The sequence below is a fragment of the Nafulsella turpanensis ZLM-10 genome (assembly GCF_000346615.1).
Classification (GTDB): domain Bacteria; phylum Bacteroidota; class Bacteroidia; order Cytophagales; family Cyclobacteriaceae; genus Nafulsella; species Nafulsella turpanensis.
This window is the reverse complement of record NZ_ANNU01000017.1, coordinates 102,489-129,204: the sequence shown is the minus strand read 5'-3', so window position 1 is coordinate 129,204 and position 26,716 is coordinate 102,489. Positions and strand designations below refer to the sequence as shown.

The 26,716-nt window shown below is 42.0% G+C and carries 26 protein-coding genes, 1 tRNA gene and 1 pseudogene; 17 read left to right on the top strand and 11 right to left on the bottom strand.

Annotated features, from left to right (window positions below; translation table 11 throughout):
- A partial coding sequence (locus F752_RS25765; protein ID WP_174293625.1) for a GTPase occupies window positions 1–169 on the bottom strand: 169 nt, incomplete at its 3' end.
- 246 nt (window positions 170–415) lie between these two features.
- Entirely contained in the window at window positions 416–1,354 is a 939-nt protein-coding gene (gene era, locus F752_RS0108305) for a GTPase Era (RefSeq protein ID WP_017731269.1), read from the bottom strand.
- Window positions 1,355–1,492: 138 nt separating this feature from the next.
- Between era and F752_RS0108300 the strand changes: the two genes are divergently transcribed.
- A tRNA-Met gene (locus F752_RS0108300) sits at window positions 1,493–1,565 on the top strand.
- An 85-nt stretch (window positions 1,566–1,650) separates the two neighbouring features.
- Here F752_RS0108300 and F752_RS0108295 read toward each other — a convergent pair.
- Window positions 1,651–2,010 (bottom strand): helix-turn-helix domain-containing protein, encoded by a 360-nt coding sequence (locus F752_RS0108295; RefSeq protein WP_017731268.1) that lies wholly within the window; start codon window positions 2,008–2,010, stop codon window positions 1,651–1,653.
- Between the two features lie 291 nt (window positions 2,011–2,301).
- Between F752_RS0108295 and F752_RS0108290 the strand changes: the two genes are divergently transcribed.
- The 4 genes from F752_RS0108290 to F752_RS0108270 all read left to right on the top strand — a co-directional run bounded on the left by F752_RS0108290 (window position 2,302) and on the right by F752_RS0108270 (window position 5,864).
- Complete coding sequence (locus tag F752_RS0108290) at window positions 2,302–2,601, top strand: helix-turn-helix domain-containing protein (RefSeq protein WP_081604532.1); 300 nt, start codon at window positions 2,302–2,304, stop codon at window positions 2,599–2,601.
- Window positions 2,602–2,628: 27 nt separating this feature from the next.
- Window positions 2,629–2,976: a hypothetical protein gene (locus F752_RS0108285; protein ID WP_017731266.1), complete on the top strand. Its 348-nt coding sequence runs from the start codon at window positions 2,629–2,631 to the stop codon at window positions 2,974–2,976.
- 182 nt (window positions 2,977–3,158) lie between these two features.
- The gene (locus tag F752_RS0108275; RefSeq protein WP_152425071.1) at window positions 3,159–4,145 is read left to right on the top strand and encodes a phage/plasmid replication domain-containing protein; all 987 of its coding nucleotides are present in this window, start codon (window positions 3,159–3,161) and stop codon (window positions 4,143–4,145) included.
- Window positions 4,146–5,549: 1,404 nt separating this feature from the next.
- A complete protein-coding gene (locus tag F752_RS0108270) occupies window positions 5,550–5,864 on the top strand; it encodes a hypothetical protein (protein ID WP_017731263.1) in 315 nt (104 codons plus the stop codon).
- Between the two features lie 55 nt (window positions 5,865–5,919).
- Here the strand turns inward: F752_RS0108270 and F752_RS0108265 are convergent, their stop codons facing one another.
- Window positions 5,920–6,231 (bottom strand): hypothetical protein, encoded by a 312-nt coding sequence (locus F752_RS0108265; protein WP_017731262.1) that lies wholly within the window; start codon window positions 6,229–6,231, stop codon window positions 5,920–5,922.
- A gap of 323 nt (window positions 6,232–6,554) precedes the next feature.
- Between F752_RS0108265 and F752_RS0108260 the strand changes: the two genes are divergently transcribed.
- The 6 genes from F752_RS0108260 (at window position 6,555) to F752_RS0108235 (ending at window position 11,037) form a co-directional block, all read left to right on the top strand.
- Complete coding sequence (locus F752_RS0108260; protein WP_017731261.1) at window positions 6,555–7,226, top strand: hypothetical protein; 672 nt, start codon at window positions 6,555–6,557, stop codon at window positions 7,224–7,226.
- A gap of 2 nt (window positions 7,227–7,228) precedes the next feature.
- Entirely contained in the window at window positions 7,229–8,746 is a 1,518-nt protein-coding gene (locus F752_RS0108255) for a hypothetical protein (RefSeq protein ID WP_017731260.1), read from the top strand.
- Window positions 8,746–9,045 (top strand): hypothetical protein, encoded by a 300-nt coding sequence (locus F752_RS0108250; RefSeq protein ID WP_017731259.1) that lies wholly within the window; start codon window positions 8,746–8,748, stop codon window positions 9,043–9,045. The genes F752_RS0108255 and F752_RS0108250 overlap by 1 nt, the downstream gene beginning before the upstream one ends.
- 266 nt (window positions 9,046–9,311) lie before the next feature.
- Window positions 9,312–10,046, top strand: a complete 735-nt coding sequence (locus F752_RS0108245; protein WP_017731258.1) for a TIGR04255 family protein — start codon at window positions 9,312–9,314, stop codon at window positions 10,044–10,046.
- A gap of 1 nt (window position 10,047) precedes the next feature.
- Window positions 10,048–10,407 carry a hypothetical protein gene (locus F752_RS0108240; RefSeq protein ID WP_017731257.1) on the top strand — a complete coding sequence of 120 codons (360 nt, stop codon included), beginning with the start codon at window positions 10,048–10,050 and terminating at the stop codon, window positions 10,405–10,407.
- On the top strand, window positions 10,408–11,037 hold the full coding sequence (locus F752_RS0108235; RefSeq protein WP_017731256.1) for a hypothetical protein: 630 nt from the start codon (window positions 10,408–10,410) through the stop codon (window positions 11,035–11,037). It abuts the gene before it with no gap.
- Between the two features lie 30 nt (window positions 11,038–11,067).
- Here the strand turns inward: F752_RS0108235 and F752_RS0108230 are convergent, their stop codons facing one another.
- The 3 genes and pseudogenes from F752_RS0108230 to F752_RS0108225 all read right to left on the bottom strand — a co-directional run bounded on the left by F752_RS0108230 (window position 11,068) and on the right by F752_RS0108225 (window position 13,360).
- A complete protein-coding gene (locus tag F752_RS0108230; protein ID WP_160164096.1) occupies window positions 11,068–12,147 on the bottom strand; it encodes a site-specific integrase in 1,080 nt (359 codons plus the stop codon).
- 15 nt (window positions 12,148–12,162) lie between these two features.
- Window positions 12,163–12,456 (bottom strand): annotated as a pseudogene (locus F752_RS26970) (Arm DNA-binding domain-containing protein); the annotation flags it as partial.
- Between the two features lie 370 nt (window positions 12,457–12,826).
- Window positions 12,827–13,360, bottom strand: coding sequence for a hypothetical protein (locus tag F752_RS0108225; protein WP_017731254.1), 534 nt, complete (start codon window positions 13,358–13,360; stop codon window positions 12,827–12,829).
- A 742-nt stretch (window positions 13,361–14,102) separates the two neighbouring features.
- Here F752_RS0108225 and F752_RS25285 point away from each other — a divergent pair.
- The 6 genes from F752_RS25285 (at window position 14,103) to F752_RS0108190 (ending at window position 19,652) form a co-directional block, all read left to right on the top strand.
- Complete coding sequence (locus F752_RS25285) at window positions 14,103–15,434, top strand: YkvA family protein (RefSeq protein WP_017731252.1); 1,332 nt, start codon at window positions 14,103–14,105, stop codon at window positions 15,432–15,434.
- Window positions 15,435–15,631: 197 nt separating this feature from the next.
- Window positions 15,632–16,042: a hypothetical protein gene (locus F752_RS0108210; RefSeq protein ID WP_017731251.1), complete on the top strand. Its 411-nt coding sequence runs from the start codon at window positions 15,632–15,634 to the stop codon at window positions 16,040–16,042.
- A gap of 121 nt (window positions 16,043–16,163) precedes the next feature.
- The gene (gene deoC / locus F752_RS0108205; RefSeq protein ID WP_017731250.1) at window positions 16,164–16,820 is read left to right on the top strand and encodes a deoxyribose-phosphate aldolase; all 657 of its coding nucleotides are present in this window, start codon (window positions 16,164–16,166) and stop codon (window positions 16,818–16,820) included.
- Window positions 16,817–17,086: an acylphosphatase gene (locus F752_RS0108200; protein ID WP_017731249.1), complete on the top strand. Its 270-nt coding sequence runs from the start codon at window positions 16,817–16,819 to the stop codon at window positions 17,084–17,086. The genes deoC and F752_RS0108200 overlap by 4 nt, the downstream gene beginning before the upstream one ends.
- Before the next feature lie 216 nt (window positions 17,087–17,302).
- On the top strand, window positions 17,303–18,640 hold the full coding sequence (locus F752_RS0108195) for a cytochrome ubiquinol oxidase subunit I (RefSeq protein WP_017731248.1): 1,338 nt from the start codon (window positions 17,303–17,305) through the stop codon (window positions 18,638–18,640).
- A gap of 1 nt (window position 18,641) precedes the next feature.
- Window positions 18,642–19,652 (top strand): cytochrome d ubiquinol oxidase subunit II, encoded by a 1,011-nt coding sequence (locus tag F752_RS0108190; RefSeq protein ID WP_017731247.1) that lies wholly within the window; start codon window positions 18,642–18,644, stop codon window positions 19,650–19,652.
- A gap of 304 nt (window positions 19,653–19,956) precedes the next feature.
- Here F752_RS0108190 and F752_RS0108185 read toward each other — a convergent pair whose 3' ends face one another.
- The 4 genes from F752_RS0108185 to F752_RS0108170 all read right to left on the bottom strand — a co-directional run bounded on the left by F752_RS0108185 (window position 19,957) and on the right by F752_RS0108170 (window position 26,712).
- Window positions 19,957–20,478: a PRC-barrel domain-containing protein gene (locus tag F752_RS0108185; RefSeq protein ID WP_017731246.1), complete on the bottom strand. Its 522-nt coding sequence runs from the start codon at window positions 20,476–20,478 to the stop codon at window positions 19,957–19,959.
- 167 nt (window positions 20,479–20,645) lie between these two features.
- The gene (locus F752_RS0108180; protein ID WP_017731245.1) at window positions 20,646–22,001 is read right to left on the bottom strand and encodes a PhoH family protein; all 1,356 of its coding nucleotides are present in this window, start codon (window positions 21,999–22,001) and stop codon (window positions 20,646–20,648) included.
- Between the two features lie 73 nt (window positions 22,002–22,074).
- Window positions 22,075–25,845 (bottom strand): PAS domain S-box protein, encoded by a 3,771-nt coding sequence (locus F752_RS25280; protein ID WP_017731244.1) that lies wholly within the window; start codon window positions 25,843–25,845, stop codon window positions 22,075–22,077.
- Window positions 25,846–25,974: 129 nt separating this feature from the next.
- Window positions 25,975–26,712: an AlbA family DNA-binding domain-containing protein gene (locus tag F752_RS0108170; RefSeq protein WP_017731243.1), complete on the bottom strand. Its 738-nt coding sequence runs from the start codon at window positions 26,710–26,712 to the stop codon at window positions 25,975–25,977.
- Window positions 26,713–26,716 lie beyond the last annotated feature (4 nt).

Sequence of the window (26,716 nt, the reverse complement as noted above, 5' to 3'; positions counted from 1 at the left end):
TATCGATAACGGTAAAATGCTTGCCCACCCACTCGGCATATCCATAGTGGCGGTCGCGGGTAACCCCCGATTCATCGTTCATGATTGCCTGTCGTCTTTCTACCAGGCGATTAAATAAGGTAGATTTCCCAACGTTTGGCCTGCCTACTATTGCTACAATATTTGCCATTTAATAATCTTGAGTCCTGAGCGGTTCTTCCCTGCGGTTATTAAGTATGGAGATTATCTCTTTACATTTCACTTAACCACTCAATTGTTTAATTTTTTTGCAAAAGTAATGCTTTTTTAATTCATAATAGCTGTGTCGTGAAAAGGTTAAGAAGTTTCCTTTTTCTGAAGAACTGCAGCTATTTTTTGTTTAGAGGTTCGCCAATTCTATTTGCTGAAACACTTATCGAATGCCTTCCTCTACTTTTTAACTGTTATACCCAAAGCGGTTCAGCTGAGTGTTATGTTTGCGCCAGTCGGGCTGTATTTTTACGAAGGTTTCAAGGTATACCTGTTTGCCAAAAAAAGATTCCATGGCCTGGCGTGCCTCCATACCTGTTTTTTTAAGGGCCTCGCCTCCTTTGCCAATAATAATGCCTTTTTGGGTCTTGCGCTCCACGTATATTTCTGCCCTCATCCGGATGATGTTTTCTTCTTCCTTAAATTCCATAATGGCGACTTCCGTGCTATAAGGGACTTCCTTTTTATAATTTTGAAATATTTTTTCGCGTATAATTTCAGCGGCAAAAAAGCGTTCCGGCTTATCGCTCAATTCATCTTTAGGAAAATAAGGCGGATGCTGCGGAATGGTTTCCAGAATGATGTCGAACACTTCGCCAATGTTTTTTCCTTCGAGTGCAGAGATTGGAATAATTTTTCGGCCCGGCATTTTCTCCTGCCAATAGGCAGTTTTTTCTTCCAGCTTCTGGTCTTTGTCGAGGTCTATCTTATTAATGAGCAGCAGCACGGGTACCTGCACATGCTGTAATTTCTGTACCACCTCATCTTCATCATACTCTTCGAAGAGGTCGGTAACAAAAAGGATGATGTCCGCATCTTCCAGCGAGCTGTGCACGAAGCGCATCATGCTACGGTGCAGTTCATATTTTGGCTGAATAATACCGGGTGTGTCGGAATATACTACCTGGTAATCGGGGCCGTTGAGAATGCCCATAATGCGATGGCGGGTAGTTTGCGCTTTGCTTGTAATAATAGAGAGCCGCTCACCTACCATCTGGTTCATGAGGGTTGATTTTCCGACATTAGGCTTGCCAATGATGCTTACAAAGCCGGCCTTATGGTGGGGGGGGGTATTTTCGGGTGTTATAAGGCCGTTGCTGTGAGGGGTATCGTCTTTTTCCGTCATTACTGTCTAATAATTTAGGCAAAGGTATTTGTTTTTCTAAAATAATGCCCTACCTTTGTATCGCATTAAGGCAAAAGGCTTTAAATAATTTGATTCTAACACAACTTTTCGGTTGGGAAGTTTGTTAAAAATATACATCGCGGGATGGAGCAGTTGGTAGCTCGTCGGGCTCATAACCCGAAGGTCGCAGGTTCGAGTCCTGCTCCCGCTACTATTTAAGCCCTTCAGGTAAAACTGAGGGGCTTTTTTTATGCTTTCGGAAACAGTTCGGAAACATTTAGAGATTTGCTATTGATTTACGGCTTTTCATTTCTTTCAGACTCCCACAAATCAAGTGCTTCCCTTCCGGATAGTTTCGATCTTATTTCCTCATAATCTGCTTCCCATCTAGATAGTGAAGTGTGGCTTATTCCAAGGATTTTAGCTGCCTTCCTTAATGAAATCCCGTCCTTAGCCATATTCCTATACTTATTGCAAGTTTGAATCTTGAACAATGCGGAATACCACTTTCCAGCACCGCTTGATTTATATTCATTAGTAGTGGTAAATGTTCCCTTATTGCACCACTCTGTAGTACAAAAGTATCTCTGCTTCCCTCTGGATTTGCCGAATTTTATTACACTATCATAATTTTCGCACTCAGGACATTGGGGCATGTGCTTTTCTTTATTTCAAAACCTATACATTCGTTCCACTAAAATACTGCTCTATTTTGTCTAATCAAATAAAACAGACAAAAACCGACTGTAGGTTGCCAGAACTAAAAAGCCGAAACTTGCATAGGTAGAGGAATGTATATTACCTTTGTCTTAATCTTAATAAATATAAATAATTAAAAACGTTTCGTGGCTCATAAATATGGGCTACGGCCTTGAGGCTATAAATCCTAAATCATTGGATTCTTGGCTTCCTGATTGACAAGTGTTTTTGTTTTTAAATTTATATTTATGCTAAGAGAAAACTCCTTTGTTATGCTGGATTCCAAGGAATTTAGCAACCTCATTTCACAGGTAGAATCTTTAGTTTCAGAAGTACGCCAACTGAACACGAAAGGAACAAACTGCCAAGATTCATTCCCCGAAGAAGGGCAATCCAATTTACTTACACCTAAGCAACTTGCTAAAAAGCTTGATAAGTCTTTAGCAACTATTTACGCATGGCGTAAAAGGAAGCTTATAAAGGCTCACAAGATGGGGCGTAGTACCTATTTTGATTATCAAGAAGTTCTTGCAGTTGTAAAGTCTTAATCTCTCCACCAAAAACCACTGGAAATAATGGAAAATATCAACCTACATGAAAATGGGGAACAGGAAAGCTATATCCCATTAGCAAAGGAAATTATCAGAAACAGCTTTCTTTATACCCTTATAGCAAGAGATGAAACCAAAGCTCTGTATGCTCAGAGTTACAAGAACTTTGCATCATATGTTATTGCACATGAGGTCTTTTATGTAAAGAAGGAATACAGGAAACTAAACCCAAGGACTACGGAAAAAGTGTTAATGGAAGTGTTTCCAGGTAATAGCGATTTCGGACGGTGGGCATGGTCTATAACAAGAGACAGAGATAAGGCATTGGAACGTTTTAATGGGATGACAAAACCGAAAGAGGATGGAAAATAAGAACAGAGAGCAGCTTTCAGTATTAGATAAGCAGTTTATAATCCTCCAGTTGATAGAGGGGATTAATAACCATTACGGAAATAACCGATTTGGTGAGCCTATGATTGACTTTGCTAAGAACGGAATATGCAGGAGGGATTTATAACCTCCTTATATAATAACTCTTATTCTTCACAAATTTTGTGAAATGTAAAATGATAGATAGTGTAAACTTATACCTGCCACAGTCTGAGCTAAACAGTGTTGATCTGCTGGCTGAGATTCCCAACTACCTAACCAATCTTAGAGAATACCAACCAGAGAGGGGAGGCGTAGCCGTAAAAGGAACCCTTTTAAACATGAAGGTAACAGTTAAGGAGCATGGATTATTCTTGGAGGGTAGTTTACCCAAATATCTTAAAGGCAATAATATAAGGACGTCCAATTACCAGGACGTTCTTTTAGCCTTTGAAAAGCTGAGTGATGAACTGAGAATTTGCCCTAAGTCATTGGAAGAGGCAAAGGTAAGGCGGGTAGACTATGCAGCAACTTTAGCGGTTAATAATCCGGAAACAGATTACTTTTCCTATTTAGGGGATAAGCCTTTTTTCAATAGAATGCTCTTTAATGAATCCTCCCTTTACTATAACAGCAAGGCGAAGAATAAGAGGAACCAGAGGCAAAAGCTGTTATTCTACAGTAAGGCAGAAGAGTTGCAAGCAGCTAATGATCCAAACCTGAAGGACTACCGGAATGAAAAGCTGCTCAGGTATGAGAGTAGCATTTTAAAGCCTAAGATATATTACAAAGGCTCTGTAAATGTTGGACTGCTAAAGGATAGGCAGTTTCACAGGCAGAGTATTAACAGATGGAGCAAGGATTACACCGGAATAAAAAAGCTTGATGCACTTATGAAAGACTTCTCAATGATTAAAAAGCCCAACGATATTTATAACTACTTCCTGGCGGTAATGGCTAAGGACTATGGGGTGGAGGCAATTATGAAGCTACCGGAAGAGATACGAAGGCATGGCAGGTTTGACAAGGCCCAATACTATAGCCGTTTAAGGAATGACCTTGCTAAAAGACTTGAGCAAATACAGTTAGGAGATAGGCATGAACTAATAAGAGAGCTTGATGAAAAGATTAGTTCAGTAGCTTCGGAGCAGGCAGAAAGTTTAATGAATTGATTTGAATTCCCTTTTTTATAGAAAAGGTAGTACCCCCTAAATATAAAAGCGTTCTTTTCTTAGGGTACATTGCTCAGTATAGTATAGTAGCTTCCCAACGTCAAACACACAGCAATTTTAAAACTTGCTTCCCAATACAGAATTTAAGCCATTATTTTTCTGAGGCGGTACAAAGTATAGGGGAGGGAATGAAAGTGGCTTGTTGATGGCTATGGAAGCAAGCTAGCTGCATTTTGAATGCATGGCACAGGCTCCCCATCCATAATAATTGAGCCTTCTATTGTGAATCATATTTTTTTTGGATTTATTACAATAAAAAGATAAATCCATGAAAAAGTATTTCTCTCTTCTCCCTCTGGTTCTACTATATTTTTTTGCAGTAGTTCAACCAGTACAGGCGCAATCCGCCGAAAGTAAAAAGGTTTATATTACCCGCACTGGCGAAAAGTATCATACTGCTTCTTGTAGGTACATTAAGACAAGTGGCAAGGCTGTTGATTTATCAGAGGCAGTTAAAAGTTATGAACCGTGCAAAGTTTGTAAGCCGTCTAAGTTAAGCTCTAGTGATTCAACCAATGTAACAACTACTCCTAGGATAGTGCCTGCGGAAATTGATTATCGGAAGAGTAGTCAAAAATCAACAACTTCCGTGCAATGCTCCGGAACAACTAAGGCGGGGAATAGGTGCAAGCGTAAGACTACTTCTGCAAATGGTAGATGCTATCAACACTGATAAAATAAAAAAGCCCAACCAACATTTTACTGTCAGTTAGGCTGTTGTTAGTCTAAAAAATTTTTCGGGTGAGGTTAAAAAATAATCATCATATAGGTAAGACGGTATGTAGTTGGAAAGGTTGTATTAGGAGAAGGAAATTTTCTAAAAGGGAGTTGCGATTGTTTTTGCTCCTGTCGTAGATATTGCACTCTTCTTATAGAAGGTGGTTAACATTTCCAGCAAGTTTATTAATAAAGCAGCCCTCTTTTCCTTAACTCTTCCTGGTTGGGTAGATAATTAGCCCGTCATTCAGGGGTATATCTGACATTAATAGAGGAACAACCTTGAATGATGGATTGCCAAACCTTCTTTTGTTGCTCCAGAATTTCAGAATAGCGGTTTTTGTAGTTGCTGTATGAATGGTGGAGATGTTGCAGGTACGGGTAAAAGAGGGGTATTTTAGATATTGATACTTTATGGTGAATGCTATAGGGTGTTACTTCATGTTTGTACCTACACCGTTCAAATTATATGATGCTATATAATAATGTTAATTGTACTTATGCTGCTTTTTAGCTTAGGGTGAGGTATTTGGCTTAAGATTCTAACATAGCACTTGTTTAAACGACTTTTATTAATTTATTTAGTGATATAATAAAATATCGTTAAATATATTAACAGCAAGAAAAATGGCAAAGAATGTGATAGTATTTGATTTAAAAGACGAAGATGATGTGGATGCTTTGGTAATGAAGTTTGAGAGATTCGTGAAAGCTTTAAAGGGAGGAGAGGAGAAGAAGCAGAAAATGTATGAGGATGAAAACGAACCTATCCATTTAGATGAATTATGTAAGAGGCTGAAAAAGAAGCCGCCCACTATTGCAGCGTACCGCCAACAAGGAATGCCCTACATAGCAGGAAAGCCCTGTACCTATATTTACAGCGAATGTTTAAGATGGTTGAATGATAGTAGGGGAATAGAGAAAGTACAAAGGAAAAAGTAACACCCCAAAAATGAGACAAGCCCAGGTGTTAAGGAGGTAGAAAACAATGTGTTGTTTACTTGTTCGCCTGGAGCTTTGTACGTTGCTCTTGGAGTCTGACAATAAAGAGGACAAGGTTGTTGATCTCAAATACAGTGTTTTCCACTGTACTCTTTTGATATTCCTTAAATTCATCAGACTCGATCCAGCTATTTAAAAGAAAGTGGAGTGTTTCAATTGTGCCGGATGCCTTTCCAATATCAAAAAAGCCATCAACTAGGTTTAGAAGTTGCTGATCGGTTGGTAATAGGTGCCTTACGTTGGTAGTGTGGGAAGATTCTTCAGCAAATAAGACATTGCTGGTGTTTCGGTCTTTTAGTTCGTGCATGATAAAAGATTTTGGAAATTGCTAAGAAATGGCCGGGGTGGTTGCACGAACTATCATGCAGAACATGATAAGACCTTTAGGACTCTCACCTAATCTCCCCGGCTGTATTTTTTTTCAGGTCGTATCTTAGCTCTGTTCTGCTTTACTTTTAAAGGTTAATACTTATGATAATTCGTGCATTTCAAACATAAGCATAAAAACCCACTTTTCAAGCTAGACATAAGTAGATTTTTTCTCCACTTATAGCCGAACCGTCAAGAGGCATGATGCAGGGCTAAAACGGGCTTTTCTTCGTAAATTCAAGGTATAATAATCATTGATTTATGGACCCTATTACTATTATATCTTTAGCTCAGGGCGGTATCGGTTTAGCTCAAATGGCTGGTGGTGCCTTGACTAAAACACCTAAAAGACCTGAATATAAACCTGCTGCTGCAATCGTAGAAGCTGAACAGACTGCTGAAAGGGAATCAAATGCAAGCCTTATGCCTGGGTACGCTCAGGCGCAGCAGGGGATTCAGCAGAGTGCAGCCAACGCATTACAGAATGTAACCAAGACTGCCCAAAGCTCAGGCGATATATTGAACTCGGTAGGAGGCATACAGGGAATGCAGAATCGTTCTCTTTCAGATTTAGTGAGAATGAACATGCAGGATAAGGCGAGAAGGAAAGCGGTACACATGCAATCGCTTGGTGCTTTAGCCGGAGAGCAACAGAGGGCTTTCCAGTACAATGAAGCTGAACCGTACCAGAACGCAATACAAACGAAATCAGCCTTGTTTGGTGGTGGATTACAAACCCTTTCAGATGCAGCCGCAAACTATTCTGCTTACGCTCAAATGAAGCAAGGACAGCCACAGCAAAAAGAAGTTACTCATCTTCCTGCTGCTCCGGCTCCTGTTGGGTATACGCTTAGTGATATGGTAAATAACAGCGAAGCAATGTTAATTTCAAACTTACTAAAAAGAGTAAACGGTTATAACAACCAATTCTAAATATGGAAGATTCTAAAGGAATATCATTTGGTGAAGGAAACCTTGGCTTAGCTACTCCAATTACTGGTTTAGCTCGTCCTGCTTTAGGGGTGTATACTCAGCAGTTACAAGAGGAAAAGCTTAGAAAGCAAAAGGAAGCCGAAGCACGACAAAATGCTGTTGAAGGCAATCAGGCATTCGGGGAGGAGTTGTTTAAAGAGAAATTTAATGGCCTCGATACCCAACGGAACCAGTATAAGAATGCTATTCTGAATAACCTCCGTGAAACATGGAACCAAGCGAACCTACAGTATAGCGCAAAGGGGCAGTCTATTCCGTTAAATGTTAAGCAAAATCTGGAGAAGCAGTTACAGAGTTTCCGGAATGAATGGGAGCAGATAGAAACCGCTTATAACTACTCACAAAGTATACTTGAGCAAGCAGAGAAAGATAAGGACGGAATCTATAATCTAAATGGTTTGCGCACTGCCCTGGTTGATGTGCCTGTAGATGAAGAGGGTAACTTTGATTTTACTAAGTACAATGAAAAGTATATTCTGGATAAGATTAAAAAGGATGCTGATGTACTGTATAACCTTCCGGTAGTCGCTGATAATTACGCTAAAACCCTTGCTGAAACTACACTAGAAGAGGTGAAGGAGTTGGGTAATGGTCGATACGATGAAATTGCAAATAAAGCGAATGGCTTAATAAAGGTTCACTACGACAGAAACGGCAAACCTTCTCTTTACGCTCCGGATGGGTCTATCCAATTAGACACAAGTAATGAAGCAATAGGCAGGGCACGTCAGCATTCTGTACTTGGCCCTGCTATGGATGCCATGGTAAAGAAAGGCAAGGCTGAGAACTATATTGATGCGTACGAAAAGATTGTAAATGGCCAGCTGGGGATAGAGCAGAAGGTTGATAGGCAAGGGAGTGTTGGTGGAAACGGTAGCAATGGAGGCTCTGGAGAGTATTCTTACAAGGAGGACTACAACATCACTAACAAAATTATCCGTAATATTCAGCATGCATTTGGTGCAGATGGAGGCCAATTAGAAGTAGGAGAGGCAGCCCATAAAGCCGCATCCACGCTTATTGGTGGTAAGATAGGGAGCCTAAATATTTTAGGATATGAGTTTGAAAAGGGTAAGGATGGAGCTAATAATGCGCTGGTACTAAAGGTAAGTGCCGGTAAGCAAGGAGGGCAGGTATTTACTGATAAGGTGCGGATTGATCTCTCCAATCCTGGGGGATATGAGCAGCTCTTTAATATTTATCAGAGTACAAGAGAGGCAAGGAACAGGGTAGATTATCAGCAGCAGATAAAATTTAACGAAGAGCAAAAGAAGAAGTCTAAGAGGGATAGAGCAAAGGATTGGATAAATGGCAATCAGAAGAAAAAGAAACCTAAGTCTGGAATAGAATGGGGCGGGAGTAGTAAGCCTAAATCTGGTTTATTTAACGACCCTTTAAATCTTTATAGTGAGAAGGAAAAAGCTGCTTTTGTTAATCCTGAAGGAGAGGAAATTTATTAATGAAGAAAGCAAGGAAGCCAAGGAAGCCAAACAGGGTAAAGCGGAATAGCTTAAATGTTAAGGGGCATAAGATTCAAGGACAGCCAATTAGATTTGACTTTGAGAGGGATATTATAGAGTTTGACGGTTTTGCTTATTCCTTATCTGAGGCGAAAGAATACATTTTAAAGCGTTTTGAAAGGTTGGCACTACAGTACAAGCTGAAGGTTTTATGGGATAGCAAAGGAAGGGCTAGAATACTTTATTGTTGGAGTGATATTTTTTTGGCGGCTTATGACAGAATGATTTTTTCCGAATGATGAGTTGAAGGAATTAACGGGAGATGAGAATGCCAGCGAATAAGCACTAAAAGGTTATGGAATGAAAATATTAGCCTTGCTTCAGTAGGGCTATTTTATTGGTTTATTACAGTTTTTTAGAGAAATACACCTATTATGTATGGTATAATCTTATTTAGATGCAATGGTGGTTTAGAAAATCTTTATCTTTATATTTGATAAAATATTTGTTAGGTTAGTTGAGGAAACATCCATAATTTCGCAACCACAAATTTTTATCCTTCCAAATGGAATTTATAAACCATAAGGTTACAGAAGCCGTGTGTGCTTTTCGGTTTGATCCTAAATTAAACAACTGGGACATTACTTCTTTTGCAGATTACTATAATAAAATCAAAGGCCTACCTTTAGGATTTGATAAAAAGCAGGAGATTAAACCAATGCAGTTTAATTTTCAGTTTAGGAATAATGAGCCTTCTGTTAATCAGGTGCTTGAAGGTGAAACTAAAATGGTTTTTAAAAATAAGGATGAAAATTACGCTATTTTATTGGGAAATAACTATATTTCTTTTCACACGCTTAATCATTATCCAGGGTGGGATGTTTTCAAAAATGATTTGATAGCCCCTTCTTTGGAAAAATATTATTCATTAGGCTTAGGGATGGGGCTTACAAGTGCTCAAATGATCTATATAAATAATTTTGACATTAGTCAAAATGAGCATTTGCATGAATATTTGACCTTTTTGCCAAATATGGAGCAATTTGGGGAGGGGGAAGAATTGTCTCACATGTTTAACAGTACTTATAGGATTTCTCCTAATAAACAGCTTCAATTAAAAACAATATTAAATGTTCACGAGCCTGATCATATAAAGAAAGTGACGTTAGAGTGTAACTGTATTGCTAATAATATTGTTAATGAGAAAGATTGGATAACCCTTTCTAATGATGCACACGATCATGCAAAAGAAGCATTTTTTCAAATATCGTCAACCCATTTCAAGGATAAAATCAAATAATATGTTTGTTACAGCAGTAGACCTTGATGTAAAAGTGGAGAATGTTAATCCTTCAATTTCTATTATGAATAGTAGGATTAAAAAAAGTGAAATTGAGTATCCAGACCCAAACTCATATTTTGTTTTATCAGAAGCTGGAAAAAATTATGCTATCAAAGAAAATGTAGCTTACTTTTTAAATAACCAGAAAGGTTATTTTCAGCCGCAATTTGAATTATCGCCTAATAGTGCTTCGGTTATCAATTTTGCTAAAGGACTGTTTCAAAATGCAAGGCCAATCGATGGTCTTGCAAAAGAAGCACTAGTTAGAGCAATAAATAAAAGTGGGAAGGCCAAGCCTACTTTAAAAAATAGACTGTAGATGCCCTTTAATATTGAGGAGCTTGATAGATTAATTCCCGAAGATTTAGCTGAACAGAAAAAGGATAGATTAAGGAATGGCTTAAAGCAATTTCATAGTCAAAATCTGAGCGAAGCTTATTCTGATTTTTATTCAACCGCAGATTATTCTTTCTTTTTACAGGGGGATGTAGTGAGGGAGATAAGGTTTCCTGTATTTGATTTTATCTCTGGTGAGTATTCCAAGGGTTATTTTGATGCAATACTTCTCTCAAATACATGTGACATGGATGAGGGAAATCAGAGGAATGTTAAAAAAAATATCATTATTGCTAAGGTGATACCTCTTCAGAATTTCATTGATGAACTATCCAGTGATCCGAAAATTAAAAATGCTAATGAAATAGCTATACAAGTTAAAAGCCAATTGTTCTCTAATGTTCTTTATTTGCCTCCAACCATAGGTGATGATAATCAAGAGTATATTGCTTTTCTTGATGATATTGCGTGGATTTCTATTGAGGAGTTGGCTAATCTTAAAGACGGAATTGACTTAAACAGATTAGTTTCCTTAGACTTCTTGGGTTATTATCTTTTTGTATTTAAGCTGTCTTATCATTTATTAAGATTGCCAGAAGAGACACATAGGTAGGGTGACTTTTAGCTGTATTTGCTTTTATAATTAAGCAATCTTCATATTAGGGCGATTCCAAACAGCCTTAGCTTCCTGATTCTTTACCTTGTCAATTAGCTGCTGGTATATCTTCATTGTTTTGTAATCTTCATGGCCTGTAATAGCCATTACTGTTTCGGGGCGCATCCCTTTTTCAAGTGAAATAGTAACGAATGTTACCCTAGCGGTGTGAGTGGTGACAAACTCATATTTAAATCCGGTGCGCTCCTTTGTGGTGTTAAGGGAGTTTCTTCTAATCTTTACCTCGCTGTTAATCCCTGCCAGTTCTGCGATTTCCTTTACATATCTGTTAAGAGTTGGGTTTGAAATGTAAGGAAATATCTTGCCTGTAGTACCTCTGGAAGCGTGCTTGTTTAGGATGGTAATAGCATCATCAAAAAGAGGAACGTTTATTTTCTTTTCCTTTGAGCCTTTTATTTGATATAGCCTCCACTCTTTACCGTCCTCAGTAGTGGCAATGTCACTCCATTTGATATTTTGAATGTCCGAAACTCGTTGACCTGTAAGAGTTTGAAAGCAGAACATATCTTTAGCAAGTTCTAAGCCTGGGGTTTCGCTTAAATCAAGATCATATATTTTATAGAACTCTTCAGAGGTTAAATAAATCTTATCGTTTTTGTCTTTGGTGCGCTTAACATCAATATCCTTAAATATTTCATTCTTATGCGCTCCCCTGTCAAAAGACCAGTTAAGGAAGTATTTCAGGCACTCCATGTACTTAACCATAGTATCGTTTAGGTGGCCCTTTTCATTAGCGAGGTAGCGTTTAAACTCCAAAATGAAGTCCTTATCAATGGCTGCAAATTCAATGGAGTTATTATCTGAGCTATGGTTTAAAAATCTTTGGTTGCTGCTTTTTTGGAGATGGGATTCAAAGCCTATCAAATGCTTTTTAAGTGTGTTGTACTTCTTGATAGTTAAAGCCTTTAAATTAGCAGTCTGGAAGGCTAAGAAGGCATCGTATATTTCTAAGAAGGTGTTTTCCCTTTGAGCTATGTTCTTTTCTGCATTGTGGTTCTGTAGTGCTTTTCTGATACTGGCGAGAGTAGGATTATCAGCCGTTTTCATGTGTTCAGCATGGAGGTTAACAATCTTATCTTTAAAATCTCTTAGCCGGATATTGAAGTTTGCAGAATCGGAATGGTTCTTCCTTACAGTTTGCTGGTTGAAATTCCAATGTTTAGGCAGAATCCTTTCCTGAGTGCGGAGCTTAATTGTTTTCCGGTCTACTATGACATATAAATAGATAGCTGTTTCGCTGTCTGATAAAAGGGAAACAGGAATTTCCTTTTTCTGCTTCTTTAAAGCTTTAATCTGTTCTTTAGCTTCAGGGCTTTCGATAAATGGTTTGTCGAGGTAGAAATGAAAGGTAGCCATAGTGTTTCCGATTTTTATACAAGATACCACCTGCCGGAAACATTCGGAAACAATTCGGAAACAAATTTTAGATTTTAGTAGAAAAAGTATTATCTCATTTTAGCCTAATCTTACTTAAAAGCATGTTATGACTAATAAATCAACAAACATTGATTAATGTGATAGCTAATTAATAGTCCTGCTCCCGCTACTAAGAAGGCCCCTCAGTTAATTCTGAGGGGCTTTTTTTATAACTTATTTTGTGTTTTTCTTGCTCAACACAACAAGGAGAGAAAATAATTACAACACTTTTTAGCTATTCAACTTCTGTATACGGGGAAAATAGATCAGGATAAATTAAACCTGGGCTGATGGTCATAACATAAAAGGGTCAATGAATGACTGACTGTTGCCTTGGAATCGCTTCCTGTGCCATCCAGCTCTCTTTTACTGCTCTGTTTGTAAAGCACGGTGTGCCTAATGTGTAGGAGAAAATAAGAGCTGAAGCGTCCTTATAAGTTGGTACATTTATAAGCCTTCCGTCACGTTCTTCTGCTGTAAGTTCATTCAGGTAAAGCTGCCCTGGCTCCATACTGTTCATCCTGAAAACACGACAGAGAGACTGGTTTTCTATTCTTACGGCTGCCAGGTATACCGGGGGCAGGCTTAACAGAAGGCAGGGCCAGGCCTGAATGAATAAAGCTTCAAAGCCTTCATAGCGAGCGGTATAATCCATATTCAGGCTTTTCTCTGGTGGTAGTTGAAGGTGGTGCTGATGGGCATATTGCCTTGCCATTTGCCTGATATATTCTCCTCCGAGGCCTTTTTTAGCGTATTCAAAAACAGTGGAAGTGTGCTGCAGGCAGTAAGAGGTCAAAGCAGATAAAGAAAATGATTTAAGCCAGCGGTGAGGGTGCTCATTCATCTTTTTCAGGTTTAATTAGAAAAATAGCCTGACAAAGCAGGTTTAAGAAGTACTATGAAGCCAGATAATTCAAAAACAAATACAGGGTTGCCACTCTAATGAAAAATAGAGTCTTTTTTTCCTGGCCTTTAATTAAAAATTAAGGCCTGTCAGGAAAATTGTGAAAAAAATTTCCTGCTTCCTGGAAAGGAAAATATTGCTTCTGACTAAAAATCAGTGCCCTAGCCTGTTTTTCATTATCTGAAATAATGTTTCGAAAATGTTTCGAAACACGGGCAATGGCAAAGTACAATTAATTAGGTATTCCACACAAGTAAAATCAGATTTTTTTCAGATGTAGCATTTGCTGTAATCCATTTTCGCACTTTTTTATCAAAAATAAAGAGCCATTAAAGGGAGGAGAGGGTGCACCAACTTTAGCAATTATTCTTCTTTGTAGAGGGGCAATGAGGAACTTTTGAAAGTTTAATGCGGGCCAAATAATGAATGTTGAAAAATGCAAAAACGAATTAAAACCTAATAAGGTAGTATTCGTCTTAATATACAAATAAAGGAAATAGTTTAGCAGGGACAGGTTTTCATGGAATTCAGCGTCAAAAAATTAAAACTTTTTGACGAAAAGTCAGTTGATAGGAGTAGCCCGAGGTCCGGGTGTTTACTGCCATTCTTCCGTAATTTTTTGCCATGGAAGCCGGAACTGCTGGCAGGTATTTTTAATCGGTTCCAATAAACATTTTTTGATATGAAGAGAGATCGTAATTTAGAACAACTGAAGAATTCGTTACACGAAACACAGGATATTTTAGATAAGCTAATTGCTGAAACCAGTGCAGAGGTGGGCAAGCAGTGGGAAGGAACCCGCACCGATGCTACCAAACGACTAAAGGTTGCAAGCAAAAGGCTTGATAAGAAGTATGGGAAAGCCCGCACGCAGTTAGATAGTACGCTGCGAAATTCCACGAAGGAGGCTGAAAAACTATATGCCTATTCTCGTAAAGATGCAGAAAAGAAAATTAACCAAACGCGCCGTGACTTAGAAAAAAACTATGCGGAGGCTCGTAAATTAGCCAATAAGCGGCTGGGGGAGTTCAAAGGAATGGCGAATGCCCGTAAAGAAGAACTCCGACTCCGTGGTGCTAATTTAATGCAGGCGATTGCAGCTACTTTCCTGGCCGGCCGTAACCGGCTTGAGCCTAAGAAAAAAATGGCCCTTCGGAATGAAAAGGACAAGCACCACTTAGGAAAAGGAGGAGGCTTTAAGCGCTTTATTGCCGTTGCCTTAATTATTGTAGCTAAAAAAGACCTTATCTTGTCTTTAGGGCAGCAACTTTATTCGAAACTGCAGGATGGAGATGCCCGCAAAGCAATGAAGGACGATGCCCGCGAGCAAGTAGATACTATGCGTCGCCTGATGAAAGCCTATGCCAACGGACATTACCGTGAGTTTCCGTACACGTCCATCGTAAAAATTATTGCGGCGGTGGTTTACTTTGTTTCAGTTGCAGACCTTGTTCCTGACTTTATTCCGATTATAGGTATAACAGATGACCTTGCCATCCTTGCATGGGTTTACAGCTCTGTAAAAGACGATCTGCAGCAGTTTGTGGACTGGGAAGAAGCGAATGAGCGTCGTCGTGAAAAGATGGAGCAGCAAAAGTCCTCTTCCGGAAGTACCAAGTCTACTACACCGGCAGCCGACCGTGATGCTACTCCGGGAAGCACCGCTGCCCGCAGCGCCAGCAGCAGCACGAACAGTCAGGCCGCCACGGCAGCTGCCAGCACTGGCGGTACTGGTACACAAAAGGAAAGTGCCGCGACTGGAAGTACGGGAGGTAGTGGAAGCAACGTAAGTTCCACCAGCAACACAGGCAACACAGGCGCTGGCTCTACCAGCTCTAAGAGTGATAGCAACAGCAGTAATTCAACCAAAGGGAGTAGCGGTAGCGGAGCTACAGGCAGCACAGGTTCCAGTTCCGATAAGAGTTCTTCTTCCGGCGGAGGTAGCGCTAACCGTAGCACAGGCGGTACCGGTTCCTCCTCAGGAAATTCGGGTTCGAATAGCTCGAATAAATAAATTATAAGAAACCACCATTCTTTAAAAAATCCACCGGCTTTTGTCGGTGGATTTTTTTTGCTTTTGTTTATCCTTGAAGTTGGTGAAGGTCAATCGTTTTTCTGGAAACCACCTGCGAGTGAACTATTCAGCAGCCTTTGCAATTTTCCTGAAGGAACAGAGTTAATAGATAAACAGGTGTATTTAAACCAGTGTATATGAAATTTTCTAATTATTCCTTTTCTCTCCTTTTCGGATTAGTGTTTCTGCTGGCGGGCTGTGCCTCTAGCAAAAAGCCCGCCCTGAACCATGGAGCTTCTTCTTATGGGCAGGCAGCCCCCTCTTCCCGCACACCGGGTGAGAGCGGTAGTAATAATACGGCTGCTATTATAAAGGAGCAGAGCAATAGCAAAGGGGGTAGGCGCGGAGTAAAAGGCAAAACTCATGCAGATTTAGTAAAAGAGTATGAAGCCAGGATGGAAGCCAATGCAGAGCGATATGAAAAAGAAGCCAAAATGGCGGAGAAGCCACAGTATTCAGATTTTAGCTACTTCGGTCATAAAAAGAAGCCCAAAAAGAGACCTGTCGGCAAGCGTAAGTTCTGCAAAGAATGCGGTATCGTCCATTAAACCTCTTATCCATTTTCGTGTTAATTAGAAGCAGTACCCGTTGGTTGTACTGCTTTTTTGTTTTGAACTTTTATAAATCTGCCTAACTTGTTTAGCTTTTCTATATTTTCTGTCCTTATTCATGAAAAATTTACAACGCTATATTGAGCATACGAATCTCAAGACAACCGTAGATGCTTATGCCATAGAACAGCTTACTGCAGAGGCCGTGGAGCATCAGTTTAAGGGAATTTGTGTGCCTCCTTTTTGGGTAAAGAAGGTGCGGCGCGATCTGGGCGAAAGCGATGTTCAACTGGTAACAGTGGCTGGTTTTCCACTGGGTTACCATATGACGGAAACCAAAGTAGAGGAGATAAAAGTGGCCCTGCGCGATGGTGCTGATGAAATTGATTTGGTAATGAACATTTCGGCTCTAAAGGCACAAATGCCCTGGGTAAAGGTAGAGTTTGCAAAATGTGCCAAACTGGTGCATGAACAGGAGCGGATCTTAAAAGTTATTATTGAAACAGCCTACCTGAATGAACAGGAACTGGAACTGGCCTGCCGCTGGTGTGCCGATGCCGGGGTCGATTTCGTTAAAACCAGTACAGGATTTGCCCCCGAAGGGGCAAAAGTGGAAGTAATTCGCCGGATGCGGGAAATCTTACCCAGCAATGTTGGCATAAAAGCCTCGGGAGGAATTAAAAGCTATGAGCAGGCAGTGGCTCTAATCGAAGCCGGTGCAGATCGGATCGGCACATCCTCCGGAACAGAAATAATGAAACAGGCAGAACTATGATACGATACCGGATTAAAGTAAAAGGCAAGGTGCAAGGAGTTTTTTACCGTGCCAGCACTCAGGCAATGGCAAAAGAACTGGGACTGAATGGATGGGTGGCCAATGAAGAGGACGGCTCGGTTCTTATTGAAGCAGAAGGCGAGGAGCTGAAGCTGGATAAACTGCTGGAGTGGTGCAGGCAGGGACCCGGAGCGGCTATCGTAAATGAGGTAGTACATGAAGAAATTGAGCCAAAAGCTTCGGGTGGTTTTGAAATCAGGCAGTGAATTTGAGGGGAAAGTAGCAGAAGCATTCAGTTCCGGCCTCTTTCAATAACTTATTATCCCTTATAAGCCAGCGTTTTTCTTCTCTCTTCTCTGGTAAATCTTTTCTTCCAAACTTTCGCTTAAATGTGTGGGTAAAATCAGCGCTGGCTTGTACCTTTAAAAGGTAAAAAGAAGGGCAATTCCTTTAACATTTACCAAATTTTTAACCTCACGATAATGGAGGATCTACTGGCTGCACGTCTGCAAATGGCGGTTTCGCTCGGCTTTCACATTATTTTTTCCTGTATTGGTATGGCCATGCCTTTTCTAATGGCTATTTCCGGCTTTAAATATTTAAAAACAGGTAAGCAGCTGTACAAGGACCTTACAAAAGCCTGGTCTGTTGGCGTAGCTATTTTTTTTGCAGTTGGGGCTGTTTCAGGCACTGTTCTTTCTTTTGAGTTAGGTTTGCTTTGGCCAACGTTTATGGCGCATGCCGGTCCTATATTTGGTATGCCATTTAGCTGGGAAGGCACTGCTTTTTTTATTGAAGCCATTGCACTAGGGCTCTTTCTGTATGGCTGGGATAAGCTGCACCCATGGGTACACTGGGGAGCGGGAGTAGTCGTAGGAATTTCCGGAGTGGCTTCCGGTATTTTTGTGGTGGCCGCCAATGCCTGGATGAATGCCCCCGCCGGTTTCGACTGGATTAACGGCAAAGCCTATAATATCGATCCGGTGGCGGCGATGTTTAACGATGCCTGGTTTTCTCAGGCGCTTCATATGACTATTGCGGCCTTTGTGGCCACGGGTTTTGCCGTGGCTGGTTTACATGCCTTTTTACTCCTGCGCCGGCCTGGCAGCCTTTTCCATAAAAAAGCCATGCAAATTGCCCTTACTGTGGGAGCTGTCTCTGCCATACTGCAACCGCTGAGTGGAGACATTGCGGCTAAGGATGTGGCAGAACGCCAACCGGCAAAGTTTGCGGCCATGGAAGCCCACTTCGAAACGACACAACCTGCAGCACTTATACTCGGGGGTATTCCGGATGAAGAGAAAAAGACTGTTAACTATGCCATCCACCTACCGGGAATGCTGAGCTTTCTTGCTCATGGCGATTTTGACGCACCTGTTATAGGACTTGATGCTATTCCTGACGATGAGGAGCCCCCCGTCCTGATTACCCATCTTGCCTTCCAGGTAATGGTGATAACTGGAATGCTGATGGCCCTGATTGGTTTTCTATTTCTGTTGTTCAGCTGGCGCTGGAAACATTTAATTAACCGGCGCTGGTTTTTATGGCTGGTGGCACTGGCGACTCCCCTGGGTTTTATCGCTGTGGAAGCCGGCTGGACAGTTACAGAGGTAGGGCGGCAGCCATGGATTATCTACGGGATTATGCGAACCAGCGAAGCAGTTTCGCCTATGCCGGGGCTGGAGGTGCCATTTTATTTGTTTACTGTGGTGTATCTCCTGCTAAGCTTTATATTGGTGTGGCTGATGCGGCGGCAAATTGCTACCCTGCCAGAAAAGTACCCTTCTGTGAAAGCGGAGTATCTGACAAAAAATAAATAGTATGCTATTTTTCGTCATTCTTTTTTTAGCACTTTCTCTGCTGGCCTACGTCCTCTTCGGTGGAGCCGACTTTGGGGCAGGTATCATTGAAATTTTTGCTGGAAATAAAACCAGAAAAACGATTACACATGCTATTGCACCGGTGTGGGAAGCGAACCATATTTGGCTCATACTCGTAGTGGTCATTCTTTTTATGGGTTTTCCACTTATTTATGCCCAGGTTTCGCTCTACCTGCATATTCCTCTGGTGGTGCTGCTGTTGGGAATCGTTTTAAGAGGTACTGCTTTTACATTCCGGCATTACGATGCAGTAATCGACCGCTCGCAAAACTATTATTCCTTTATCTTTAAGCTTTCCAGTGTAATTTCTCCCTTCTTCCTGGGGGTAATTATGGGGGCTCTCATCTTGGGAAAAATTCCGCTGGAGCCTGGCTCCTTTTATGATGCCTTTATGGCGCCCTGGCTTAACTGGTTCTGTTTTGTGCTGGGGATTTTTACCTGCTGCCTTTTTGCCTTTCTGGCAGCCGTATACCTGATTGGCGAAGCGGAAGATCAAGTAATCAGAAAACACTTCCTGCGGATGGCAAGGAATGCCAATTTAGCTACTGTGGTAGCAGGAGGCTTTGTTTTTCTTTCGGCCGAAGTCAGCGGTTATTCATTGGCTACACAGTTCCTGCAGTCTACACCTGCCATCGTAGCCATGGTGCTGGCCACCCTGTCTTTGCCTGTATTGTGGTGGAGTCTTCTGCGGGAGCAGCTTATATTACCCCGATTCCTGGCAGGCTTTCAGGCTACTGCTATACTCGGAGCCTGGTTTTGGGTGCAATACCCGGTGGTAATCCGCTATGCAGATGGTTCCTATCTGGGCTTACTCGATACGGCAGCACCTTTTCCAACTATTCGGCAGCTGGCACTCGCCTTAATTGTTGGGTCCCTGCTCATATTGCCTGCTCTTTACTTTCTGATGAAGACTTTTAAAGCAAGAGAAGCCCTGATGGATCGTGAAGTATAAAAAAAGGAAGGGAGAAAGGAGGAGCATCAGTACCTGAGTATTAATTGGTGAAGGACAAAAGAAAAGCCTTCCCCAATAATACTATTTCGTGTGAAGAGGATTTTACTCAATAGTTTTTAGCGGGAAGGCTTTTGTTCTAACCTCAGGTCTTAATTTACAATTTATTTACTAAAGTTGGTATATTATATACTTTGTTTTGCCAGCTTTTGTTTCTAAAATTTTTCAAAAGTTTATTTTTGGCAGATAAAATTCTGAAATATGCCCCGGCACGCTCTTTGGAAAAGGCCTTGAGCTGTTAAGGAATTTATTTTTTATCTTTTGGTAAACCTTTCATTTTATCAAAGTCAACTTCGTCTTCTGTGTGAGAGCCCTTGGGCCCGGGATATTGTTTTGTAATCTCGTATGAGCCTTCTGCCGCCGGGTTGTGGTCTCCTACATCTTCGCCGCTCCGGTAGTTCTGGTGCAGGGGCTGGCCTTCCTGGCTTTCTTCCTTCCAGATATTTTCGTAACCGTAGTAGTTATATATTTTGATGAGCTCCTCTCTGTCCCCATCGTGGAGGCGGTTCATATCAACTTCCGGTGCGTGCTCTACCGTTTCCTTATTCAGCTCTGCCGTTACATGCCGGGTGTTGGGATTGACCCGTAACGCCTGAAAGGGGAGCACAATGGTATCTGTGGAGCCTCCGGATGAGATAATTGCTAAAACAGCCTTCCGGTGGCCGGGAGAAAAAAGAATATCCCTGATGGTTCCGTAGTTATTGCCAAGGCTGTCGGTCACCTTTTGCCCGATAAGTTCTTTGGTAGTAGCGTAGTCTAAAAGTTTCATACCTAAGTGTTTGCTTTATAAAATGAACGGCGTTAAAAAAGAAAGGTTTAGCGGGTATGGCCTGAGAAAGAGCGTACGCTTGGTAGAGGCAATATGACCATGCTTATGTGTCTTAGCTTTGGATAAATTGCTAAGGAAGAAAGCATTAGACTTCTTCTGGGCCTTAATTAGAGCAGCTCATTTGCCAGATTCGCCAGCTCGGAGCGTTCTCCTTTTTCGAGTGTAATATGGGCGTAGAGCGGATGATTCTTCAGCTTATCAATTAAGTAGGACAGGCCATTACTCTGGGTGTCGAGGTAAGGAGTATCGATCTGGTAAATATCGCCGGTAAAGATGATTTTTGTATTTTCGCCTGCACGGGTAATAATGGTTTTTACTTCGTGGGGCGTGAGATTTTGAGCTTCATCCACAATAAAGAAAATATTGCTGAGGCTTCGGCCACGGATATAGGCAAGGGGGGTAATAACAAGCTTTTCCTTTTCCACCATTTCCGTTATTCGGTGGTAATCTTTATCAGACTCATCGAACTGGTTCTGAATAAACTTGAGGTTATCCCAGAGCGGGTCCATGTAGGGGTTCAGCTTAGACTTTATGTCGCCCGGCAGGTAGCCAATGTCTTTATTGCTGAGGGGAACTATGGGCCTGGCCAGGTATATTTGCCGAAAGCTGCTTCTTTGTTCGAGGGCTCCTGCCAGCGCAAGAAGGGTTTTGCCGGTACCGGCTACACCCTGCAAACTTACCAGCTTAATATTAGGGTTGAGCAGGGCATGAATGGCAAAAGTCTGCTCGGCATTGCGGGGCTTAATACCATATACCTGCTTTTTCTCTACCTTCTCAATTTGCTGTTCCAGTGGGTTATAGTAGGCCAGAACGGAATTTTTGCTGCTTTTAAGGATGTAATAGCTGTTGTCGACCGGTTTGCTTTTTTTTAAGGCCTCTCTGGCCTCACAGCTGCCGTTTTCGTATAGCTTATTTACCGTTTCTACAGAAATCCGGGAAACTTCATTTTTACCCTTGAAAAGCGTCTGGACATTCTTGATCTTCCCGGTTTCATAATCTTCAGAAGGCAGGTTTAGCGATTTGGCTTTTAAGCGTAGATTAATGTCCTTGCTTACGAGCACCACTCTGCGGGCCGACTTGCTCTTGTTTTCTTCTTCCTGCAGCTTTAAGGCGGCATTGAGTATGCGGTGGTCGGCTTTTTCTTCACCAAACACCTGCCGGGCATCCACCTTGCTGTCGAAGCCCATGAGCACCTTAAAGTGGCCCTTTTTATCGCTGCGGCTATCGATAGGAATCCAGGTGTGCAGCATTTGGTTGGCGGAAAGCTGGTTGAGCATCCGGATGAATTCGCGGGCCTCAAAATTTTTATTTTCGTTGCCCTTCTTAAACTGATCAAGCTCCTCCAGTACGGTAATTGGAATGGCTACATCATGTTCGGCAAAGTTCATGATGGCATTGTGGGCGTACAGAATTACAGAGGTATCTAAAACGAAAATTTTGCGGGTAGCATCTCCTGTAGTCATACGAGCGGGTTTGGTGAAGAGTAGATACTAATAAAATTCTTAAACCCGCCGAATTGTTTTGAAAGATGGTCGCTTATTCCTTAACGGTAAGGCTACTTTTTTCCAGGGCTTTCTGAAGGGTTCGACTGGTTCTATCCATTTCTTCTATAAATTCTCGGCTTAAGGCACTAATAAGGCTGATGTCGGCAAACTCATTGTGCAGTAGCTGATGAATTTTGCTGCTCAGCTGCAGCATCCTTTCCTGCCTGAGCATACTTATAGATGGCTTCATTTTATGAAAAATCCTGCGAAGCTCTGCCGTATCCTGGGCATTCAAACCATTTAAGGCTTCCTCCCTGAGCAGGCGGAACTGTTCGATGTAAAGCCTTATCAGTTCCTGCATAAAAGTAGGATCGTCGCCGGCAAGTCTTTCCATTTCTGAGAAATCTACCTCGGATCCGGAAACTGTGTGGTTAAAGCCGGCCCCGCCTTCATTCATGGAGCTCTTGTTCAATCTTTGGTAGGGGCAGTACTGCCGGAGTTTATTTAGTAATGCATCTGGCTTAAAAGGCTTGGAAAGCATACTGTTCATGCCAGCCTCCCTCACTCTCTGCTCAATGCCGCCCTTACCCCCGGCAGTAACGGCAATAATGGGAGTGGTGCGATGGTCGGGCTGTGTGAGCCTGCGAATCAGGCGGCTGGCTTCATAGCCATCCATCAGGGGCAGCTGCAGGTCCATGAGAATAAGGTCAAAGGCTTTTTCCTTTGCAGCGGCCACTGCTTCCATACCATTTTCGGCAAGGGTGAAGCTAATGCCCCAGCTTTTGAGAAATTTCCCGGCTACTGTCTGGTTTATTTTATTATCCTCTACTAATAAAAGGTGTAGGCGGCTCAGGTCTGCTTCCGAACCGGTAGTGGATGGCTCTGGCAGTAATGTTTCGGACTCTGGTGCCACCGAATAGGGGAGGGTAACAGTAAAGGTACTTCCCTGTCCCGGAGTGCTGTTAACACTTATTTCCCCGTTCTGAAGCTCTACAAGCTGCCTGGTGATAGAAAGGCCCAGCCCGGTGCCGCCAACATACTGGTCACGGTCCTGAGGAGCCTGTTCGAACTTATCGAAAATCAGGTCCAGCTGTTCAGGTGCAATGCCTCTGCCGGTATCTTTTACGCTGATGGTAAGCGCATAACCTCCATTCCCGCTTAAGTCTGCTGAAAGATACACCTCAACACTTCCTTTAGGGGTAAATTTAATGGCATTGCTCAGGAGGTTTGTCAGTATCTGGATGAGCCTGTGGGGATCGCCCAGCAGCTGCTCGGGGATATGATCGTTCAGGTACACTCTAAAAGAAAGTCCTTTTGCTTCGGCCTGTGCCAGGAAGCTCTGTTTCAGACGATTAATGACATCCTCTGGTTTAAAAGGCACCTTCTCTATTTTAACTTTTCCTGCTTCTATTTTAGAAAGGTCGAGGATATCGTTAATGAGGTTTAGCAGGTTTTCGGCAGAGAATTTTAGGATGTTTAAATCTTCGAGCTGGTCTTCGCGGGGCTCATTTTCCAGCATATGGTGGGTAAGACCAATGACTGCATTAAGAGGCGTTCGTAGTTCATGACTAACAGATGAAAGAAAGTTCTCCTTACTTTCGGCCACTAATTCTGCTCTTTCTTTGGCTATTTGTAACTGCTGCTCATAAGCCTTTACCTTATCCAGATTGGTATAAACCGACACAAATTTATGCAGCTCACCTGCTGAGTTGAAAACCGGGTTAATGGTAAGGTACATCCAGCGATCTTTTTTACTTTTATCGCAAATCAGAATTTCATCTTTAAAGCTTTTACCTTCCTGCAGGCAGCTGTTTATTCTTCGGATGGTTTCAGTGTTGGTTTTTTCTGAGAGCAGAAAGCTTGCAGGAAAATGGCCTTTTATATCCTGCAGATTATATCCTGTGCTCCGTTCAAAAGCGCCGTTTACCCATTCCACCCTAAAATCGGCATCGGAAATCATTACCGCATTATCGGTGTGGCTGGCGACCAGCGAAAGGTTGGAAAGTAGTTTTTCATCCATTTTCCTTTCTGTAATGTTGCTGCCCATTACCATTATGCCACTTACTTCGCCCTGGCTGTTTTTTACCGGGCAAAAGTAAACCTCAGTCCAGTATTCTTCGTCGGTACTATTCATCCCCTTGTATTCAAGTAAACTGCTTTCGCCGCTGGCTGCTCGTTTAAGGTGTGGTTTTAGCTGAGCGAGCGCAGCAGGAGGAATTACATCGGGGATATGCATTCCTTTTTTCAAGTCTACTTTCCACCACAACTTCAACCGCCAGGAAGCTTCATGGTTAAAAGCAAGGAGGTGGTAATCGAGGTCGAGGATGTAAATACTATGGCGCGGATTGTTAAAAGCGGCTTCGACATACGACTCAGAAAGGGCAAGGGCCTGCCGGTTGAGCTGGATCTGTGATACATCCTGTACAGTGCCTAAAATTTTAATCTTATTTCCTTTCTCGTCGCGGATGAGCCCGGCTTTGCTGTTCAGGTAGCAAACACTGCCGCCATGACTAATGGCCCGGTACTCCAGTGTAAATTCACTGTTTCTGGTAATAGCCTGCAGCAGGGTGTTGCGTACCTGTTCCCTGTCATCAGGATGAATGTACTCCAGGTGCTGTTGCAGTTTAAGTGGGGCGGGTGCGTCAATACCAAGAATTTTGCATAAACCGGCCGAATAGGTAATCAGCCCTGTTCCGACATTGATTTCATAAAAGCCGGTGTGGGCAATTTTTTCAGCCTGCTCAAGCTTGGCGGCATTCTCCAGGGCTGCCTGCAGTACTTTTTTTCTGTGCGAAATATCTGTTGCGGAACCTTCGTACAAAATGCTTCCTGTATTTTCATCACGCCTCACAGCGCAGCTTAGCTGGACCCAGAATTTCTCTGTACTACTATTTTTATTCCGGCGGCTTACTTCCACTTCCATGCCCTCGATAAAACCCTGCTCATTCACCTTTCGGCTAATTTCTTCGAGTTGCTGAACGCTGAGGAAGGGAACAGTTTGTTCTGTTATTAGCTCATTGGCGGAATTGTAGCCGAGCATTTGGGCAAAATGATCATTAGCATAGGTAAAGCCATTTTTTCGGTCGAGCCTGAAAATCCCCTGCTGCATATTTCGGTTCAGGGAATTAAGGGTGTGCTCCGTCATGCGCAGCATGGTGTGGCTGCTGCGGAGCTCGGCCGACTGTGCTTCTATTTTTTCAATGCTTTTAAGGTTTCTTGCTTTCAGTTCATGGACAGAACGTGAAAGTAAAAAGAAGATGCTTCCAAACAGCAGGTGGTCGAGCAGGTGAGTGTACCAGATGGAAGCTTCCTGAACAGTGAAATAAAGGGCTAAGAAATAAAGGACATGGGCGGTGCCCAGTAAAAGAATCAACTGTTGTGCGGACCAGTAAAGGCCGACCATTAAAGCTGCGGTAGTGAATAAGAACACTGATACCTCGGAAGAACTGCTGTAAGTGGCAATGGAAGTCCCGGCAGCATGTAATAAAACAATTGAAATAAAGGCATTTATGAAAATATTCTTACTCTTTGGTTTATTTTCTACACTGAATGAGGGGGCGATCCAGTAAAAGAGTAACATGAAGAGGGTTACCGATAGCTGAAGTATTAAAACAGGTATGGAAAGCTCGGCCGTAAGCTCAGGAATGCTCAGGAAAATAAGTATATCGGGGATTGCTGCAAATAGAATGACTGCTATAGCAATGATGAGGGAAAACTTTCGAATCCTTTCAATATTGATATTGGCTAGTTTCTCCTCATAGCGGCTGTAATCCCAGTCCTTTAGCGAGGAGGGGAAGTAGCCAGATAAGAACGTTTTGAGCATATACCCTGCCTTTGTTCCGTCAAATAAATTTATTTAAATGTACCAATTCAATAAGCTTGTTTTGATGTAGTTTAGACAGATACAAGAGTCATGTAGGGAATTGGATGTAAATGAATGTTTATTTCTGGCTTAGGTGTTCTCCTTCATTACAAACTTATCCTCTATTTCGGCAGGGATAATTTTGAGAACATTGCCCAGCACCAGTAGAACCAGCGTGCGTGAAGCCTGGTAAGGGCGGATACCAGCCAGCCGGGCAAATTCCTTAACTGTAATGGATTGGTGTTCGCTCAGGTATTGTACCAGCTGCTGTTCCCGCTCTCCCCAGCTAAAGCGGATATCTCGTTGTTTACGTTGCCTGCGAAGAATTTCCCGCAGCTCACGACTGGCCTGAATGCTTCGGTCATTTACCCTGAAGTAGGCACGTTTACGGAGCTGTGCTACGGAGGAAGACTTCTTTACTTGCCCATTTACCTTTTTATTCTGTAATGATTGGGAGGCATTGTTTATTTCTGTAGTGGAAGCTACTTCTGTTTCCACCACATGGTGGGGCTTTTGGGAACTTTCAGGAATAAAATAACGGACAATCGTTTTTTTATCGGAAATTGCTATGTACTCTCTCTGGTACTCAATGGCAGGCCGGCAAAGCCGGTTTATTTCCCGCTCCAGCATATAAGCATCTTCATCAGGAAACTTAAGACCGGTTAGATTGCCATCGTCATTTACCCCAATAAGAAGATTACCGCCACGGGTATTGGCGAAAGCCACTATCTCCTTTACAATTTTTTCAGGATGTGCCACCTTTCTTTTAAATTCAAGGGTAGTATGCTCTCCTTCTTTTACTAACAGCTGTAGCTCTCTTACAGTCATCGGG